The sequence below is a fragment of the Microlunatus panaciterrae genome, assembly GCF_016907535.1.
GTDB lineage: Bacteria > Actinomycetota > Actinomycetes > Propionibacteriales > Propionibacteriaceae > Microlunatus > Microlunatus panaciterrae.
On the sequence record NZ_JAFBCF010000001.1, the window covers coordinates 2,943,601 to 2,961,493 of the forward strand.

Here is a 17,893-nt window from a genome sequence, read left to right on the forward strand (position 1 = left end):
AGGAGTCATGAGCAGGGCAGACGGACTGGTGCTGGCCGCCGGCTCGGCCGCCAGCGCCGACTTCGACCTGGTCGTGACACCGGAGTCGGCGGGCTGGGGGTACTCCAGTCTGCGGGTGCTGACCCTGGCCGTCGGCGGTGGTCGGGAGATCGAGACCGACCGGGACGAGATGTTCGTGGTGCCGTTGCAGGGCTCGGTCGAGGTGACCCTGGGCGCCGAGACGTTCCTGCTGGCCGGCCGGCCGAACGTCTTCGCGGGCCCGACCGACGTCGCCTACCTTCCGATCGACTCGACGGTCCGGCTCCAGAGCGCCGAGGGTGGCCGGTTCGCCCTCGCCGGCGCCAGAACCAGCAGCAGGCTGCCGTTCCGCTACGGACCCCGGGCCGAGGTGCCGGTGGAGCTGAGAGGGGCCGGCCGGTGCAGCCGCCAGGTCCGCAACTTCGGCACCGTCGAGGCCTTCGACACCGGCGCAGTGATCGCCTGCGAGGTGATCACCCCCGGTGGCAACTGGTCCAGCTATCCGGCCCACAAGCATGACCAGGCCAGCGCCACCGAGTCCGAGCTGGAGGAGATCTACTATTTCGAGATCGCCGACGGCCCGAACGCTGAGCCCGGCTTCGGCTACCACCGCACCAGCTCCTCGCCGGCCGGAGAGATCGACATCCTGGCCGAGGTGCACGACCGCGACACCGTGCTGGTTCCCTATGGGTGGCATGGGCCGTGTATGGCGGCCCCCGGCTTCGACATGTACTACCTCAATGTGATGGCCGGGCCGGCCGAGCAGCGTGCCTGGCTCATCTCCGACCACCCTGACCACGCCTGGGTTCGGGCCAGCTGGGCCGACCAGCCGGTGGACCCCCGGCTGCTCGCCGACACCCCAGCCGAGAAGGAGAACGACTGATGTCCGCACCGGTCCGCCTGACCGTAGCCCAGGCCCTGGTCCTGTTCCTGTCCCGCCAGTACTCCGAACGGGACGGCGTCCGTCAGCGGCTGTTCGCCGGCTGCTTCGGCATCTTCGGCCACGGCAACGTCGCGGGCGTCGGGCAGGCCCTGCTCCAGGCCGAGCTGACGGACCCGGACGCGTTGCCGTACGTGCTGGGCCGCAATGAGCAGGCGATGGTGCACTCGGCCGTCGGCTTCGCCCGGATGAAGGACCGGCTGCAGACCTATGCCGTCACCAGCAGCGTCGGCCCGGGCGCCACCAACATGGTCACCGGGGCGGCGCTGGCCACCATCAACCGGCTGCCGGTGCTGCTGCTCCCGTCGGACACCTTCGCCGACCGGGCCGCCTCACCCCTGCTGCAGGAACTGGAGGCCCCGCAGGCCGGTGACCTCAGCGTCAATGACTGCTTCCGGCCGGTGTCGAGGTACTTCGACCGGATCTGGCGGCCGGAGCAGCTGCCGGCTGCGCTGCTGTCGGCGATGCGGGTGCTGACGGACCCGGTCGAGACCGGCGCGGTGACCCTCTGCCTGCCGCAGGACGTCCAGGCGCAGGCCCACGAATGGCCCGCCGAGCTGTTCGCGGAGCGGACCTGGCACGTCGCCCGGCCACTGCCGGAGGCCGGTCCGCTGCAGCAGGCGGTCGAGCTGATCCGGAAGGCCGAGCGGCCGCTGGTGGTCGCCGGGGGCGGCGTCATCTACTCCGGTGCCACCGACGCCCTGGCCCGGTTCGTCGAGGCCACCGGCATCCCGGTCGGCCAGAGCCAGGCCGGCAAGGGGTCGCTGCTGTACGACCACCCTCAGTGCGTCGGTGCGATCGGGTCAACCGGCACCACCGCTGCCAACGCGATCGCCCGCGAGGCCGACCTGGTGATCGGCATCGGCACCCGGTATTCCGACTTCACCACGGCCAGCCGGACCGCCTTCCAGCACCCCGGAGTCCGGTTCGTCAACATCAACGTGGCCGCCATCGACTCGGTGAAGCACTCCGGCGTCAGCGTCGTCGCCGACGCCCGGGAGGCGTTGGACGCCCTCGGCCGCGAGCTGTCCGGCTATCGGGTCGCTGCGGAGTACGCCGACCGGATCGCCCGGTTGGCAGCCGACTGGGAGGCCGCCGTGGAGGCCACCTACCGCCCCGCCACACCGAACGCGGGCGCCGGTGGTCTGCTCACCCAGGGCGAGGTGATCGGGATGGTCAACGAGCTGTCCGACCCGCGTGATGTGGTGGTCTGCGCGGCCGGGTCGATGCCTGGCGACCTGCACAAGCTGTGGCGCACCCGGGACCCCAAGGGCTACCACGTCGAGTACGGCTACTCCTGCATGGGCTACGAGGTAGCCGGCGGGCTGGGTGTGAAGCTGGCCTGCCCGGACCGGGACGTCTTCGTCCTGGTCGGCGACGGCTCCTACCTGATGATGGCGACCGAGCTGGTCACCGCGGTCCAGGAGGGGCTCAAGATCATCTGCGTACTGGTGCAGAACCACGGCTTCGCCTCCATCGGGTCGTTGTCGGAGTCGCTCGGCTCGCAGCGGTTCGGCACCCGCTATCGGCAGCGGTCGGCGAGCGGCCGGCTGGACGGTGAGCTGCTGCCGGTCGACCTGGCCGCCAACGCCGCCAGCCTGGGCGTGGACGTGGTCAGAGTCGGCTCCGCCGACGAGCTCGCCGCCGCGATCAAAACCGCCAAGCAGGCCGAGCACAGCATTGTCATCCACGTCGAGACCGATCCGCTGGTCAGCGCACCCGACTCGGAGTCCTGGTGGGACGTCCCGGTCAGCGAGACCTCGACGCTGGAGTCGACCCAGCAGGCGCGAAGGGTCTACGAGCAGCACAAGGCCACCCAGCGATCGTTCCTGGCGCCCGACGTTCAGGCGTCAGCCGACCCCATCCACCAACGACAGCCAGCAGGAGAGACAGCGTGAGCACTTCCACCATCCGTGTCGGGTCCGCCCCTGATTCGTGGGGGGTCTGGTTTGCCGACGACCCGGAGCAGACACCGGCCAGCCGGTTCTTCGACGAGGTCTCCCGGGCCGGTTACGAGTGGATCGAGATCGGACCGTACGGCTACCTGCCGACCGACCCGGCCGAGCTCCAGGAACAGTTGGACGCGCACGGGCTCAAGGTGTCGGCCGGAACCGTCTTCGAGCACCTGCATCACGAGAACTCGTGGGACGACGTCTGGAAGCAGGTGAGCGACGTCGCTGCCCTGACCCAGGCAGTCGGCGGCAAGCACATCGTCGTCATCCCCGACACCTGGCGCGACCACAAGACCGGTGCGCCCAAGGAGAGCCGCGAGCTGACCGAGGACCAGTGGGTGCGGCTGGTCAGTGGCATGGATGAGCTCGGCCGCCGGATCCTGGACGAGTATGGGCTGAAGGTGCAGTTCCACTCCCACGCCGACAGCCACATCGGCTACCAGCAGGACATCCAGCGGTTCGTGGAATCCACCAACCCCGCCTACGTCAACCTCTGTCTGGATACCGGCCACGTGGCCTACTACGGCGGCGACAACCTGGAGCTGATCCGCAAGTACCCGGAGCGGATCGGCTACCTGCACCTCAAGCAGGTGGACCCTGCCATCGTGGCCCGGGTCGAGGCGGAGGACCTGCCGTTCCCCGAGGCCGTCCGGCTGGGCGTGATGATCGAGCCGCCGAACGGGCTGCCGGAGATGCCGCCGGTGCTCGAGGCCGTGGAGCAGCTCGGCGTGGACATCTTCGCGATCGTCGAGCAGGACCTCTACCCCTGCGCGCCGGAGGTGCCGCTGCCGATCGCCCAACGGACCCACACCTATCTGCGGTCGTGCGGTGGCGCCTCGCTGGAGATCGGCACGCCGAAGGCGGCGGACCGCCGTGGCTGAGACCTCCACCGCGGTCGAGTCCAGGCCGGCCGCTGCCGTCCCTGCCGGTGCTGAGCTGCGGGTCGCGGTCCTCGGCGTCGGCGTGATGGGCGCCTTTCATGTGGAGGGGCTGAGCAGCCGGGTCCGCGGCGCCCGCGTGACCGTGGTCAACGACTACGCCGCTGACCGGGCCGAGCAGGTCGCCGCGTCCGTGCCCGGCGCTCGGGTCGAGGCCGACCCGCTGGCGGCCATCGATGCTCCCGACGTGGACGCCGTGCTGATCGCCAGCCCGGGCCCCGCGCACGACGAGCAGGTCCGGGCGTGCCTGGCCCGGCAGCTGCCGGTCCTGTGTGAGAAGCCGCTGACCACCGACATCGACTCGGCCTACCGCATCGTGCAGGCCGAGGCGGAGCTCGGGCGGCAGCTGATCCAGGTGGGCTTCATGCGCCGGTTCGACAGCGAGTACGTCCGGCTGCGCCAGCTGGTGGTCAGCGGCGAGCTCGGCAACCCGCTGATGCTGCACTGCACGCACCGTAACGCGGGCGTTCCGGCGACGTTCGACTCCGAGATGATGATCAGGGACTCGGTCGTGCATGAGGTCGACGTCGCACGGTTCCTGCTGGGGGAGGAGATCGCCACCGTCCAGGTGATCAAGGGTGCCGCGACGCGCCGGGCGCCGGAGGGCTTCAACGACCCGATGCTGGTGATCTTCGAGACCGAGTCGGGCCGGGTGGTGACCGACGAGATCTTCGTCCGTACCGGTGTCGGCTACGAGGTGCGGACCGAGCTTGTCGGCGAGCTCGGCAGTGCCACCATCGGACTCGACCACAACGTGGTCCGGACCGGCGCCGACGGCCGATGGGGTGGCGAGATCACCCCGGGTTTCATCGAGCGTTTCGGTGCGGCCTATGACCGTGAGCTGCAGCACTGGGTGAACGCCGCCCGGCGGGGAACCATCGACGGTCCAGGGTCCTGGGACGGCTATGCCGCTGTGGCGGTGTGCGAGGCCGGCGTCGAGGCCGTCCGGACCGGCGAGCGGGTCACCGTCACGATGGGCAGACGGCCGTGAGGCTCACCCTCGACCCGCAAGAGGTGCCCTGCTCAACTATCAAGACCGCCCCGAACGATCAAGACCCGCGAAACGATCGAGACTCCCAAGATGATCAAGGTACTGGAGGACGACATGGCTGACACTCTGTTCCACTGGAAGGCCGGGGCACCGTTCAGCGGCGACAGCGGCGCCTTCGCCGACGTCACCAATCCCGCCACCGGCGAGGTGACCGCGCATCTGCCGCTGGCCTCGACCCAGGACGTCGACGCCGTGGTCGGCGCTGCCGCAGCGGCCTTCCCCGGTTGGCGGGACCTGTCGCTGACCCGACGCACCATGATCATGTTCAGGTTCCGGGAGCTGCTCAACGAGCGCAAGGAGGAGCTCGCGGCGATCATCACCGCCGAGCACGGCAAGGTGCTCTCCGATGCTCTGGGCGAGGTCAGCCGCGGCCAGGAGGTGGTCGAGTTCGCCTGTGGGATCGCCCATCTGCTGAAGGGGTCGTTCACCGAGAACGCGTCCACCGGCGTCGACGTGCACTCGGTCCGGCAGCCGCTGGGCCCGGTCGCGATCATCAGCCCGTTCAACTTCCCGGCAATGGTGCCGATGTGGTTCTTCCCGATCGCGATCGCGGCCGGGAACACGGTGGTGCTGAAGCCCAGCGAGAAGGTCCCGACCGCCGCCCTGTGGATGGCCCGGCTCTGGCAGGAGGCCGGCCTGCCAGACGGAGTCTTCAACGTGCTCAACGGTGACAAGACCGCCGTCGACGGATTGCTCACCCACCCGAGCATCAAGTCGGTCTCGTTCGTCGGCTCGACACCGATCGCCCGCTACGTCTACGAGACCGGCACCAGCCACGGCAAACGGGTGCAGGCACTGGGCGGGGCGAAGAACCACATGGTGGTGTTGCCGGACGCCGACCTCGACCTCGCCGCCGACCAGGCGGTGAACGCAGGCTACGGATCGGCGGGGGAGCGGTGCATGGCCATCTCAGCGGTACTGGCGGTCGGGCCGATCGCCGACGAGCTCGTCTCCAAGATCAAGGACCGTACCGGGAAGCTGCGGACCGGTGACGGCACCCGCGGCTGCGACATGGGTCCGCTGGTGACGGCCGCTGCCCGGGACCGGGTGAGTGGCTACATCGACGCCGGCGAGGCGGCCGGAGCCGAGCTGGTGGTCGACGGTCGGCGGGTGCAGCCGGATGCGGACGGCTCCGGGTTCTTCGTCGGGCCGACGCTGTTCGACCGGGTCCGCACCGACATGTCGATCTACACCGACGAGATCTTCGGCCCGGTGCTCTCAGTGGTCCGGGTGGACAGTTACGAGGAGGCTGTCCGCCTGATCAACGAGAACCCGTACGGCAACGGCACTGCGATCTTCACCAACGACGGCGGCGCGGCCCGCAGGTTCCAGAACGAGATCGAGGTGGGCATGGTCGGGATCAATGTGCCGGTCCCGGTGCCGATGGCCTACTTCTCCTTCGGTGGTTGGAAGTCCTCGCTGTTCGGCGACACCCACGCGCACGGTACCGAGGGCGTGCACTTCTTCACCCGGGGCAAGGTCATCACCTCACGCTGGCTCGATCCCAGCCACGGCGGTATCAACCTCGGCTTCCCCCAAAACCACTGAGGACCCAAAACCACTGACGACACGAACCACTGAGGGCAGGCCGACCGGACAGCGTGACCGCTGGCGGCAGGGGACGGTCAGCCGACCCGTTCGGTCTCGATGATGCGATCCAGCCGATCCGGGGCGGCCTCGTCGGCACCGACCACGATCACCGCCGATCCGCCGGTCAGCACCGGCCTGAGCAGTCCCTCCAGCGCGCCCTGCCACGCCTCCGTTGGCTGCACCAGCCGACGGGCGGGCGGGCCGCCCGAGGCGGCGACAACCAGCTCGGCCTGGCTCAGGTGCCGGCCCTGCTGCAACCAGGCCCGGCTGTCCGGTCGGACCGGTGCGGGGACGTGTTGGTCGGGCTGCGTCCGCACCTCCAGGGCGTAGTCGACCACATCGTCGGGGAGGCGCTGGGCGAAACCGAGGCCCAACGGGTGCAGGGCGCACGCCACCCACGCGCCAGCACCGCTGCGGTCGGCCGAGGCCCAGTCGGGGCCGAGCACGGTCATCGATGGGCCAGCGGCAGGTCCCTGCGCCCCGATCGACACCGGGTCGCCGATCAGGACCGTTGCGCCGACCTGCCAGATGGCGGCGTGCCAGATCAGCGTGACCCAGTGGCCCGGGTGAGCATCGGCCAGAGCCATCCGCACCACGTCACCGGGGTCCAAGGTGTACTCGTCCAGCAACCAGTTGGAGGTCTTATCGACCCAGTTGAGGAACGAGACGCCCGACAGCTCGGTGCGCTCGCCCGAGCCGAGGTCGTAGTAGGTGATCAGCGGGTCGGGCCCGGCCGTCCGGGCCCGTGCTCGCAGGTGATCAGTGAAGGTTCGCGCCACGACGTTCGATCCTAGCCCTGTCAGACCCACCGGCTAGGCTGACGCCCATGCGTTACGTGGTGATCATGGCGGGTGGCTCGGGCAAACGACTGTGGCCGCTGTCGCGACAGGATATGCCGAAGCAGCTGTTGAACCTGGTCGGCGGCAAGAGCCTGCTGCGGATCGCGTTCGAGCGGGTCAGTGGGCTGGTGGAACCGGACCGGATCCTCGTCTGCACCGGCGCCGACTACGCCGACGTCGTCCAGTCCGAGCTGCCCGAGGTCGAGGCCGGCAACATCCTCGGGGAGCCGGTCGGACGCGACTCGCTCAACGCGGTCGCCTGGCCGGCGGCGGTGCTGGCGCAGCGTGACCCGGACGCGGTCGTGGCGATGCTGACCGCCGACCACATCATGCATCCAGTGTCGGAGTTCCAGAGCGCGCTGCGTCAGGCATTCGAGGTGGCCGAGGCCGACCAGCACGCGCTGGTCACCTTCGGTGTGGTGCCGACCACCGCGCACACCGGCTACGGCTACCTGCACCGCGGCGACGCCGTCAGCGGCTTCACCGACGTCTGCGAGGTCCAGGCGTTCCGGGAGAAGCCGGACCTGGTGACGGCCCAGAGCTATCTCGAGTCCGGCGCCTACTGGTGGAACTCAGGGATGTTCGTCTGGCGGGCCTCGACTCTGCTGGACCAGCTGTCGATCCTGCTGCCCGACACCCACCGCGCCGTTGTCGAGCTGGCCGTGCACCCCGACCGGCTGGCGGACATCTACCCGCGGCTGGAGAAGATCAGCGTCGACTACGCCGTGATGGAGCCGGTGTCGCAGGGCCGGGGCAGCGCACACGTGCTGGCCGTCCGGCTGCCGATCACGTGGCACGACGTCGGCGGCTTCGCCGCACTGGGGGAGCACCTGCCCAGGGACGCGACCGGCAACGCCCTGCAGGGCACCAGTGTGCTGGTCGACAGCAGCGACAACCTGGTGATCAACCAGTCAGAGGACGGCAGGGTCGTCGCCGTCGTCGGTCTGCGGGACACCGTCATCGTCCAGACGCCCGACATCACGCTGGTCTGCCCGATGGGACAGGCCGAACGGATCAAGGAGCTGGTGGCCGCGGTGACCGATCAGCTGGGCGGCAACTATGCCTGAAAAAGGGCTATGGGTGAAGACCGAGGCCGGTCAGCCGCCCTGCGGCTCAGGGGCGCTGGTCGACGGGTACTTGGCCATGAAGTCCTTGATCGCCTGACCGCTGACACCGCCGCAGCCCATCCGGACCCCCTTCTGGGTGGCCGCGTTGCCCGGGTCCTGGGGGTTGGCGTACCAGTGCGTCAGGATGATGTTCTGACCGGCGGGGAACGCTTTGCCGTCTGCCGGGGTCCAGGGCGCAGCAATGAACTTGTCCTTGACATAGTCGCCGCCGTTGAAGGTCTTGGCGATCCACTCCAGGTCCTTCAGCTGGTCCTTCGGCATGTCCGGGTTGTACCAGGCGATGGTGTAGCCGTGCTCGAGGTTGTGCACCAGCTCCTCGACCACCGGCCGCTCCTCAGCGGTGTAGAACTTCTTGGCGAATGGCGCCCAGTGGTTGAGGTGGGCGCCGGAGTCCGGCGGCAGCCGGTCGTAGTTGACCTTGGTGCCGTCCGCGACATGCTGCTGGTTGCCGGTGGCCGGGTTCTCCTGCACCGGCTGGCAGGCCGCGGCTGCCGGGCTGAGTCCCAGCTCCGCGATCGAGGCAGAGCGCATCCGGGCGTCCTGGGCGAACAGGTAGACCGGGTAGGCCAGCAGCAGCGCTGCGAGCACGAGGCAGGTCGACAGCAGGATGACCGTCCGACGTCGCTGCTCCGACTTGCGGGCCGCCTCCAGGGATGCCAGCTTGTCGCGTCGGCTGTTGCCCGCGACGGGCTCGGACTTGTTCGGTTTGGACTTGGCCACCGATGGTCTCCTACGTCTGTACGGCTTGCGGCTCGGAAAACGCACCGGGTCGTGGTACGCGCAAGATGAGAAGAGTTTAGCCGCACTGCCGGAGGGGCTCCGAAGCCCGCTTTTCGCGGCTACCCCGAGCCGCCCTGGAGGACGGCGGTGAGCAGCTCGGCCTGAGCCGCCGGCAGCGTCGTCCCGTCCGGACCGGCACCGTCGAGTGCCGCCGCGGCGCGCTCGGTCGGGTCGTCGATGGCGATCACCTCGGCGTAGCGCTCGGGCCGGCCGAGCGCCGTCAGCACGGCCAGTACGACCGCCTCCCGACTGCCGGTGCGGAACATGTCACCGGCCGCGGGCCGGATCAGGGCCGCTGCGCCGGGCTGACAATCATCGGCGTCGGCGACGAAGCGGCCCAACCCGCGCACCACGGCTACCGGGCGCCCGTCCAGCTTGCCCTTGGCCAGGTCGGCTGCTGCGGCCAGCTCGTCGGCGATGGCGATGGAGGTCACCTGCAGCTCGTTGCCGTAGCCGTCCTGCCGACCGGCGTAGTGGTCGATGACGCACAGGCCGGCGGCGCCGATGGCGATATCGGTCTGGCCCACCCGCCAGGCTCGCCCGGCGGTGTCGGAGATGACCACCCCGACCCGGGCACCGGTCCGCCCGGTCAGCTCGGAGCGCAACCGCGCTGCGCTGGCGTCCGGGTCGACGGGCAGCAACAGGATCTCACCGGTGGGCACGTTGGAGTTGTCGACGCCGGCGGCGGCCATCGTGAGGCCGTGCCGGGTCTGCACGATCCTGGTCTCGCCGCGCTGCGCGACGACCCGCACAGCCTCCTCGGAGATGGCCTGTTGACGCTCGTCCGCAGGACGGGTCCTGCCCTCGGACTTGCTGACGACCTTCGAGGTGACGACCACGATGTCGCCATCGGTCAACGGGCCCTGGGGGTCCGAGGCGATCGCGGCGACGACGGCTCCGGCCAGATCGGTCGTCGCGGTCACCTCGCCGATGCCGTCCGGGGCGAAGACGGTGAGCAGTGCCGAGGGCGTCATGACGCGTCCCGCACCTGGCCGAGCTGCATCCTCTGCGCCCGCACCGAAAGGCCGAAATCGACTCCGCTGCGGATGAAGCGGGCGGTGGTGGCCGGGTCGTGCATGACCAGGTCCACGGCCCGGGTGGGCAGCCCGGCGGCGGTGGCGGTCCGGGCCGCGGCGGCGTCGCCGCTGTCCACCAGCCAGGCGTCCAGCAGGCCTCCGGCGGGCCTTGCGCCATAGTGCAGGCCGACCGCTGCCGCATCCACCTCGACGCCGATCACGGGGAGCAGCCGATGGGCCATCCCGAGCACCGGTGCGCCGCCGAGGATTCCCGAGAAGCCGACCACCGGTGCCTGGGCCGACTGCAGCGCTGCCCGGATACCCGGCACCGCCAGGATCGGACCGATGGACACCACCGGGTTGCTGGGTCCGACCAAGATCAGGTCCGCATCGGCCAGGGCGCGCAGCACCCCCGGCGCGGCAGTGGCCTGGTCGATGCCTACCCGCACCATGTCCAGCGCGTCCGGCACGGCGTGCAGTCGCACCCAGTACTCCTGGAAGTGGATGGCTCGACGGCCGGAGCCATCGTCGATGACGATATGGGTCTCGACCCGGTCATCCGACATGGGCAGCAGCCGCAGCTGTGGCTGTTCCCTCAGCCATCGGGTGCAGAGCGCTGCAGTCACGGCCGACAAGGGGTAGCCGGCGTCCAGCATCTGGGTCCGGACCAGGTGCGTCGCCAGGTCGAGATCGCCGAGGCCGAACCAGGACGGCTCGACTCCGTAGGCCGCCAGTTCATCCTTCACCCGCCAGGTCTCCTCGGTCCGACCCCAGCCGCGCTCGGAGTCGATGCCGCCGCCGAGGGTGTACATCATGGTGTCGAGGTCGGGGCAGATGCGCAGGCCGTGCAGGGTGATGTCGTCGGCGGTGTTGACGATGACGCTGATGTCGGCCTCGGGATAGGCCGAGCGGGCCCCGGACACGAACCTGGACCCACCGACGCCGCCTGCCAAGATCACGATCTGCACGCCGACATCCTCTCAGAGCAGCACCGCAGCCCTGGCGGCAGGCGCGGAGGGCTGCGGTACCGGGGCGGCGGGCAGGCCGCTCTTCGCTAGGCTGGCGATGGCGTTCAGCCCGTTCGCCGATGGTCGACCGGCCAAGGTCCGAGGAGATGGAAACGACGTGGTGACGAGTCTGAAGAAGTTTCGTGAGGTGGCCGCCTTCGTGCTGCTGGGCGCCCTGGCGTTGACCATGCTGATGGGGCTGGTCAGCCTGATCTACCTCGCGACCCTCGACGGGTACGGCTTCGCCTCCGCTTCTGCGGTGGCCGGAGACTATTTCTCCAGCGCGGTGCTGGTCGTCCTGTTGACCCTGGTCGTCGCCAGCTGCGTGCTGGTGGAGCCGACCCCGCATGCGCGGCTGCTGACGTTGCTGTCGCTGATCGCGGTCGGCGGTGGGGTGCTGCTGTCGTTGCTTTTCGCGGTGATCGGCCTGGCGGCCCCGGGCGGTCCAACCGTGGTGATGTCGTTCTTCGCCTACCTCGCCGGTCTCGCCCCCGCGGTGTTGGCTGCGATCGTGCTCTTCCGGCTGCTGCAGGGCCAGCCCGCCCAGGTCCGGCAGCGCCAGGCCGCACCCGGATATCCGCAGGGCCAGCTGGGCGGCCCCTACGCCCAGCCCGGCTATCACCCCCAGTCGGGCCGCTACCCGGGATCGGACCAGGGCCCGGGACAGGTGCAGCCGACCTGGCAGCCGGATCAGGCCTCCGGCGCCAGCTGGCAGACCGCCGGCCATGCGGCCTCGGGCGCGTCGGCGTCGAGCTGGGGCGCACCGGGCGACACCAGCGGCTGGAACGCCCCGTCGGCCGGCCAGCCGTCTGCCTCCCAGCCCACGGCAGGCTCAGACTGGCAGCCACAGCACGCGCCGCAACAGCCGTACTCGCCGATCCAGCCGGCGCAGCCGGGGCAGGCTCGGCAGGGCCAGTTCCCGCCCGCACAGCAGCCCGCCCAGAACCGGCCCGCCCAGAACCAGCCCGCCCAGAACCAGCCTGCCCAGAACCGTTATGAACAGCACAACCCCGAGAGCGCCCAGGAGACGAGAGTGTTGCCGGTGCAGTCGCAGCCCAGCGCAACAGGCAACGAGGGCCCTGCACCGACCGACCAGCAGGGCCGCGACGACCAGCCGGGCCAGGACTGGTGGAGTGCTCCGCGGCAGTAGCGCAGAAGCGGTTTCATGATCATCGCCGGGCTGCGGCCGGTTCTCCCCTTGCGTCGCGGACTCCTTTGCTGATAAGCGAAATCGCCTCTGCAGCCGACCCGACGACGGAAATGATCACAAGTGCGGAGAGATTGCCGGGATGCGGGCGCAATATCAGGTCCGGGCTTGACTTATGGGTAGTGACAGGCATGTAATTTCATTTATGTTCTTCGTTGATCGCGGTGCCCGACCGGGCCGTCGGTCGTCGAACGATCGAGCAGTGCTTCCGGGATCCGCGAAATCTCGGTGCGCGACGTGAACCAGGCAGTCATCGGGGTCGAGGAGGCACAGGAGATGCACGAAGTAGAGGACCTTGGCGACGAGGGCGCGCTCAGCTGGCAGGAACGGGCGCTGTGCGCCCAGACCGACCCGGAGGCGTTCTTCCCCGAGAAGGGTGGGTCCACCCGCGAGGCCAAGAAGGTCTGCCTGTCGTGCGACGTGCGCGGCGAGTGCCTGGAGTACGCGCTGGCCCATGACGAGCGGTTCGGCATCTGGGGCGGACTGAGCGAGAGGGAACGGCGAAAGCTGAAGAAGCGCGCCGTCTGAGCTCCCGCCCGGTATCGAGGGAGTCCGGGCTGTGAGGGGTCCGGCTCGGAATGGAGTCTGGCGGCCACCTCGCCTAAAGTAGGGGCGCCCCGTCGTGGGGCGCCCTTGTTGTTGCCCATGCACAGGGACCACACGAAGTCGCAGAGGTAACCCGGACGTCCATGGATAGAGATGCCGCTCCAGCGGAGGCCTCTGGTCTTCACCCAGACGCAGCCCCGAACGACCCCCAGGTCATGGCGGAGCAGGCCACGGTGGGGAAGGATCTGTGGGCCTGGGCCGAGTTCGACGATGACGAGACCGACGTCGACATCTCCGGCTGCGTCGTCACTGCGGTGCTGGTCACCCACGACGCGGCCCCTTGGCTGCCGGACACGCTGGCCGGGATAGCCGCGCTCTCGCATCGGCCGAACCGGCTGGTCGCCATTGACAACGAGAGCACCGATCAGACCCGGCAGCTGCTGGACGGGGCCGCCCGGGTCGGTCTGATCGATGCGGTCTACACCGGCAGCAGGACGCACGGGTTCGGCGCGGCGGTGCAGGACGCACTCCGCCAGGACCGTGGGCACACCCGCTCAGCCGGGCAGCCGGCTGACGAGTGGCTGTGGTTGCTGCACGACGACGCCGTCCCGGCTCCGGACACCCTGGACGCGTTGCTGACACATGTCTGCCGGGACAGCTCCATCGACGTCACCGGACCCAAGCTGCTGCTGCCGAAGCGGCGCCAGCTGCCGCAGCAGATCAGCGAGGTCGGCATCTCCATCTCCGGTACCGGCCGGCGTGAGCTCTACCTCGAACAGGGCGAGATCGACCAGGGCCAGCGGGACAAGCCGGCGGACCGGCTCGCGGTGTCCACCTGCGGCATGCTGGTCCGGTTCCCGGTCTGGCAGCGGCTCGCTGGGTTCGACCCGATGCTGCCGGTCTTCCGCGACGGCGTTGAGTTCGGCTGGCGTGCTCACCTCGCCGGCTTCCGGGTGATGACCACACCGGCAGCGGAGATGGTTCACCGCCAGGTCGGTCGGGCTGGTCTGCGTCCGGACAGCGCCGCCGGCAGCAGGCCCGGCCGGACCGATCGGCTGCTCGGCATGCTGGTGGTGGCGGGTCATGCGCCGCTGGCGGCGTTGCCCGTGGTGTGGCTCCGGCTGGTCTGGAGCTGTCTGGTCCATGCGGTCGGATACCTGGTCGGGAAGGTGCCCGGCCGCGCCCTGGACGAGCTGCTGGCTCTGGGGTCGTTCCTGGCCCACCCCGGACGGATCCATGAGCTGCGTGCCAAGGTCGGCTCGATCGAGGCCCCGCCCGGCGCTCGAGACAGGGTCGATGCGCTCCGACCGCCCTGGTGGTCCAGCCTGCGGGTCGCGGTCGAGACTGTCTCGGCCGCCGTCGCCGACCGCTATCACTCGGTGGCCGGCGACAGTGACTCCGCGTCCCTGGACGAGCTGACCGGCGATGACTTCAGCGCTGTCGCCGAGGAGAGGCGTTCCAGCCCCTGGTTCTCGCCGGTGGTGATCGCCACCGGACTGGCGGTGGTCGCCAGTCTGTTCGCCGCCAGGCGGTTGTTCGGGTCGGGGTCCCTGACGTCCCCGGTCCTGCTGCCGGCCCGCAGCACCGCCGCTGACGCCTGGAGCGCCTTCCTGGCCCCGATCGTCGGAGCACCGCAGCTGTCCTCGCCGCCGTGGCTGGGGTTGGTCGCGGTCGGCGCGACACTGACCGCCGGGCATCCGGAGTGGCTGGTCACCCTGCTGCTGTGCGGCATCGTCCCGTTGTCGCTGCTCAGTGCCTACCCGGTGGTCCGCAGAGCCGTCGCCGACGGCCGGGTCCGGCTCTGGGTCGCCGCCACCTACGCGCTGCTGCCGGCACTGCTCGGCGGTACCAACCAGGGTCGGCTGGCGATGAGCATTGTTGCCGTGTCCCTGCCGCTGCTCGTGCTGGCAGGGCGAGCGCTGGTGCTGCGCCGCCCGCGCAACCCGGAAGCCTGGCGCGGTGGCTGGGGTGCGGGCCTGGTGCTGGTGGTGCTGGTGGCCTTCGAGCCGTCGATGATGATCATGGCGTTGCTGCTCGGCGCTATCGGTGCCGTGACGATGCTCCGGACCCCGCGCAAGGTCGGCCGGATCGGTATCGCCCTGGCGGTGCCGCTGGTGGTGCTGGCTCCGTGGTGGCCGAGCCTCGCCGCCCACTGGGGAAGGGCGCTGGCCGGTCCTGACTCCGCGCTGGACGGTGCGCCCGCGGCACCGTCGCCGTGGGCGCTGCTGCTCGGCCGGGACCTCGGGTCGGGTCTGCCGCCCCTGTGGCTGACAGTCACGGTCTTCGGCGTGGTCTGGCTGGTTGCCCTGGTCGGGCTGGCCCGGCGTCCGCGCAGCCGTGCCGTGGTGGCCGGCTGGACGGTGGCCCTGGTCGCACTGATGATGGCCGTGCTGATCTCACGGGTGGTCGTCACGCTCCCTCCGGTGGGGACCGAGCTGCGCCCATGGCCCGGGACCTACCTGCTGATCGCCTTCGGCGCACTGCTCGTGGCCGGTGGCGCCGGGGTCGACGGACTGACCGACGACCTGGGGTCGCGCAGTTTCTCCTTCGTCCAGCCCGCGGTCGTGATGGCCGGTGCCGCCATTGCGCTGGTCAGCCTGGTGGCTGCCGGCTGGTGGATCTGGGCAGGTCTGGCCGGTCCCGTCACTCGAACCAGCCTGACCGCCATCCCGCCATACGTGCTGAACGCCCAGCAGTCCGACCTGAGAGTACGCACGCTGGCCATCGACCTGACCCAGGACATCGGCCGATACCAGGTCGTGGCCGATGACCAGGTGCGGCTCGGCGACGCCGACCGCGGCTTCACCTTCGGCGCCTCAACCACAGCCCGGAGTCAGACCGAGGACGTCGTGATCCGGCTGCTGGCCGGAACCGGAGACGAGGAGATCGCCCCGGAGCTGGTCAACCTCGGCATCGGCTATATCTGGGTCACCGGCGCCACCCCTGAGGAGCGGTCATTGATCAACAACACGCCCGGGCTCGGCACCGCGAGCGGCAACCGACGGGGCGTGGTCTGGCAGCTCGAGCAGCCGGTGGGCCGGGTGATGCTGGTGGACGGCGACCGGGAGATCCCGGTGGCCGGACCGGCGATCACCGTCGGTGCCTCCAACCAGGCCCGCGAGCTGCGGATCAGTGAGCCGAAGGACCCGCGCTGGTCGGCCAGCTTCAACGGCCGGCCGCTCCGAGCTGTCGACCCCGGCAGCTGGCAACAGGTTTTCGAGGTGCCGGCTGCAGCAGGTCGGGTCGAGTTCTCGCTCCGGTCGAGCGGGCCCGGCTGGGTGCTGGTCCAGGGCCTGCTGCTCGTCGTGGTCGCCGTTCTGGCCGCACCCGCGGTCCGCCGGCCGGAGGTGCGCGACCCGGCCCGGTCAGCCCGCCGGGCCGCGACGGTGATCGGGGCGCAGCCACGATGAGACGCTCGACCGGACGGGCCGCCGGCTGGCAGTTGCGCAGCGTCGTGACGCTGGCGACCGCGCTGCTGGCGGCGATCCTGATCGCTGCCGGCGGGTCCTTCATCGGTGCCCAGTCCGCGACGTTCGACCCGGGACGGATCCCGCTGGTCGGTCGGACCCGGTCCGTGTGCACGGTCCCTGATGGGGACGAGGGCACCGCCTCGGACCAGCGCAGGACCGAGATCGGTGCAGTGGTGATGCGCAAGGCTCCGGGCCGTGAGGGTCGGCTCGACGGCGGCCCGCTCACCGGCGACGAGAAGCTCTTCACCCTTGACGAGCAGGGCACGGGCGAGCTGCTCCGCAAGCCCGCAGCGTCCGTGCTGCTGTCCGGAGAAGGGGTGATGGCCACCGCCAGTGCAGGATCGGTGATCACCACCGCGGCGTCGGGTGATGATCAAGGGATCAGCGTCGCACCGTGCACTGCTCCCGCCGTCGACCACTGGTTCGTCGGCGTCGGTCACAGTGACCAGCAGCAGAGCACGTTGATCCTGACCAATGTCGACGAGACCCAGGCCGAGGTCGATCTCAGGTTCTTCGGCGCGAAGGGGATGATCATCGTCCCGGGCAGCCCGGGCATGATCGTTCCCGGTAGGTCCTCGGTCACGGTCGGGCTGGCGTCGTTGGTGGACGCCCAGGGTCCGCTCACCGTCTCGGTCCACGCCACCAAGGGAAGGGTCGCCGCGATCAGCCGCGACCAGCGCAGTGTCGGCGACGAGCCGGCCGGCGCGGACTGGCACCCCAGCGCCATCAGCCCCCGCCGGCAGGTCGTCGTCCCTGGTCTCCCCAGTGGTGCCGGTGGCCGCGAGCTCCTCGTCGTCAACCCCGGCGATCGGCGGGCCGTGGTGAAAGTGGAGGTGCTGGGTGCGGGTGGCAGCTATGCCCCGATCGGCGCCGAGACCGTCGATGTGGCTCCGGAGAGCACGGCCTCGGTGGACCTTGCCGACGCCCTGGGCGGTGAGGCGGCCGGCCTGCGGCTGAGCAGCGACCAGCCGGTCACCGCGACCGTGCAGTCGACCAGCAGCCGGTCGGGCGCCTCCAGTGACCTGGCGTTCGAGGTCGCGGACCCGCCGGTGATCCGCAGCGGAATCGCTGCTGCGGCCATCCTCGACGGCGCCGCCAGCACGCTGCAGTTGGCCAACAACGGCCCTTCCGAGGTCACGGTCTCCTTTGACGTCGTCTCCTACGCCGGTCGGATCCTGCGGCAGGACGATGTACCGATGGCGGCCGGCAGCTCTGACACTCGGGTGCTGACACAGACACCTCCGGCCTACCTGGTGGTGCGGACCCCGGAGGGGGCGGACGTGCACGCCTCGGTAACGCAGGAACAGAACGAGGGGGACGTCGCCGGCCTCACCACGCCGAGCCTGGTCTCGCCGGACCTCGCCAGCCGAGCACCGCAGGTCAGGCAGGATCCGGCCGCCGGCCGCTGAGAG

Annotated in this window: 14 protein-coding genes; 10 read left to right on the forward strand and 4 right to left on the reverse strand. The window is 70.0% G+C overall.

Annotation, left to right across the window (positions count from 1 at the left end):
* The first annotated feature begins 7 nt into the window (after window positions 1–7).
* The 5 genes from iolB to JOE57_RS13490 all read left to right on the forward strand — a co-directional run bounded on the left by iolB (window position 8) and on the right by JOE57_RS13490 (window position 6,447).
* Window positions 8–901 (forward strand): 5-deoxy-glucuronate isomerase, encoded by an 894-nt coding sequence (gene iolB, locus JOE57_RS13470; RefSeq protein WP_204918725.1) that lies wholly within the window; start codon window positions 8–10, stop codon window positions 899–901.
* Entirely contained in the window at window positions 901–2,856 is a 1,956-nt protein-coding gene (gene iolD / locus JOE57_RS13475) for a 3D-(3,5/4)-trihydroxycyclohexane-1,2-dione acylhydrolase (decyclizing) (RefSeq protein WP_204918727.1), read from the forward strand. Before iolB ends, iolD begins: the two co-directional genes overlap by 1 nt.
* Window positions 2,853–3,791, forward strand: a complete 939-nt coding sequence (locus JOE57_RS13480) for a TIM barrel protein (protein ID WP_204918729.1) — start codon at window positions 2,853–2,855, stop codon at window positions 3,789–3,791. The genes iolD and JOE57_RS13480 overlap by 4 nt, the downstream gene beginning before the upstream one ends.
* A complete protein-coding gene (locus tag JOE57_RS13485) occupies window positions 3,784–4,839 on the forward strand; it encodes a Gfo/Idh/MocA family protein (protein ID WP_338041311.1) in 1,056 nt (351 codons plus the stop codon). The genes JOE57_RS13480 and JOE57_RS13485 overlap by 8 nt, the downstream gene beginning before the upstream one ends.
* A 114-nt stretch (window positions 4,840–4,953) precedes the next feature.
* On the forward strand, window positions 4,954–6,447 hold the full coding sequence (locus JOE57_RS13490; protein WP_204920450.1) for a CoA-acylating methylmalonate-semialdehyde dehydrogenase: 1,494 nt from the start codon (window positions 4,954–4,956) through the stop codon (window positions 6,445–6,447).
* Window positions 6,448–6,524: 77 nt separating this feature from the next.
* Here the strand turns inward: JOE57_RS13490 and JOE57_RS13495 are convergent, their stop codons facing one another.
* Window positions 6,525–7,268, reverse strand: a complete 744-nt coding sequence (locus tag JOE57_RS13495; RefSeq protein ID WP_204918731.1) for a TIGR03089 family protein — start codon at window positions 7,266–7,268, stop codon at window positions 6,525–6,527.
* 47 nt (window positions 7,269–7,315) lie between these two features.
* Here JOE57_RS13495 and JOE57_RS13500 point away from each other — a divergent pair, with 47 nt between their 5' ends.
* Complete coding sequence (locus JOE57_RS13500; protein ID WP_204918733.1) at window positions 7,316–8,395, forward strand: mannose-1-phosphate guanylyltransferase; 1,080 nt, start codon at window positions 7,316–7,318, stop codon at window positions 8,393–8,395.
* A gap of 30 nt (window positions 8,396–8,425) precedes the next feature.
* Here the strand turns inward: JOE57_RS13500 and JOE57_RS13505 are convergent, their stop codons facing one another.
* The 3 genes from JOE57_RS13505 to cofD all read right to left on the reverse strand — a co-directional run bounded on the left by JOE57_RS13505 (window position 8,426) and on the right by cofD (window position 11,219).
* Window positions 8,426–9,175 carry a DUF3105 domain-containing protein gene (locus JOE57_RS13505; protein ID WP_204918735.1) on the reverse strand — a complete coding sequence of 250 codons (750 nt, stop codon included), beginning with the start codon at window positions 9,173–9,175 and terminating at the stop codon, window positions 8,426–8,428.
* A gap of 119 nt (window positions 9,176–9,294) precedes the next feature.
* Window positions 9,295–10,209, reverse strand: coding sequence for a coenzyme F420-0:L-glutamate ligase (locus tag JOE57_RS13510; protein ID WP_204918737.1), 915 nt, complete (start codon window positions 10,207–10,209; stop codon window positions 9,295–9,297).
* Entirely contained in the window at window positions 10,206–11,219 is a 1,014-nt protein-coding gene (cofD, locus tag JOE57_RS13515) for a 2-phospho-L-lactate transferase (RefSeq protein ID WP_204918739.1), read from the reverse strand. Before cofD ends, JOE57_RS13510 begins: the two co-directional genes overlap by 4 nt.
* A gap of 97 nt (window positions 11,220–11,316) precedes the next feature.
* On the opposite strand from cofD, the gene JOE57_RS13520 reads away from it, so the two are divergent.
* The 4 genes from JOE57_RS13520 to JOE57_RS13535 all read left to right on the forward strand — a co-directional run bounded on the left by JOE57_RS13520 (window position 11,317) and on the right by JOE57_RS13535 (window position 17,890).
* Window positions 11,317–12,408 (forward strand): hypothetical protein, encoded by a 1,092-nt coding sequence (locus tag JOE57_RS13520; protein WP_204918741.1) that lies wholly within the window; start codon window positions 11,317–11,319, stop codon window positions 12,406–12,408.
* Window positions 12,409–12,741: 333 nt separating this feature from the next.
* A complete protein-coding gene (locus JOE57_RS13525) occupies window positions 12,742–12,993 on the forward strand; it encodes a WhiB family transcriptional regulator (protein WP_204920452.1) in 252 nt (83 codons plus the stop codon).
* Between the two features lie 233 nt (window positions 12,994–13,226).
* Window positions 13,227–16,421, forward strand: coding sequence for a glycosyltransferase family 2 protein (locus tag JOE57_RS13530; protein WP_204918743.1), 3,195 nt, complete (start codon window positions 13,227–13,229; stop codon window positions 16,419–16,421).
* Window positions 16,418–17,890, forward strand: a complete 1,473-nt coding sequence (locus tag JOE57_RS13535) for a DUF5719 family protein (RefSeq protein ID WP_204918744.1) — start codon at window positions 16,418–16,420, stop codon at window positions 17,888–17,890. The genes JOE57_RS13530 and JOE57_RS13535 overlap by 4 nt, the downstream gene beginning before the upstream one ends.
* Window positions 17,891–17,893 lie beyond the last annotated feature (3 nt).

Excerpts from the sequence above, each read along its gene's own strand:
- iolB (WP_204918725.1), top strand. The coding sequence starts at position 8 with ATGAGCAGGGCAGACGGACTGGTGCTGGCCGCCGGCTCGGCCGCCAGC.
- iolD (WP_204918727.1), top strand. The coding sequence starts at position 901 with ATGTCCGCACCGGTCCGCCTGACCGTAGCCCAGGCCCTGGTCCTGTTC.
- JOE57_RS13490 (WP_204920450.1), top strand. The coding sequence starts at position 4,954 with ATGGCTGACACTCTGTTCCACTGGAAGGCCGGGGCACCGTTCAGCGGC.
- JOE57_RS13500 (WP_204918733.1), top strand. The coding sequence starts at position 7,316 with ATGCGTTACGTGGTGATCATGGCGGGTGGCTCGGGCAAACGACTGTGG.
- JOE57_RS13510 (WP_204918737.1), bottom strand. The coding sequence starts at position 10,209 with ATGACGCCCTCGGCACTGCTCACCGTCTTCGCCCCGGACGGCATCGGC.
- JOE57_RS13520 (WP_204918741.1), top strand. The coding sequence starts at position 11,317 with ATGGCGTTCAGCCCGTTCGCCGATGGTCGACCGGCCAAGGTCCGAGGA.
- JOE57_RS13525 (WP_204920452.1), top strand. The coding sequence starts at position 12,742 with ATGCACGAAGTAGAGGACCTTGGCGACGAGGGCGCGCTCAGCTGGCAG.
- JOE57_RS13530 (WP_204918743.1), top strand. The coding sequence starts at position 13,227 with ATGGCGGAGCAGGCCACGGTGGGGAAGGATCTGTGGGCCTGGGCCGAG.
- JOE57_RS13535 (WP_204918744.1), top strand. The coding sequence starts at position 16,418 with ATGAGACGCTCGACCGGACGGGCCGCCGGCTGGCAGTTGCGCAGCGTC.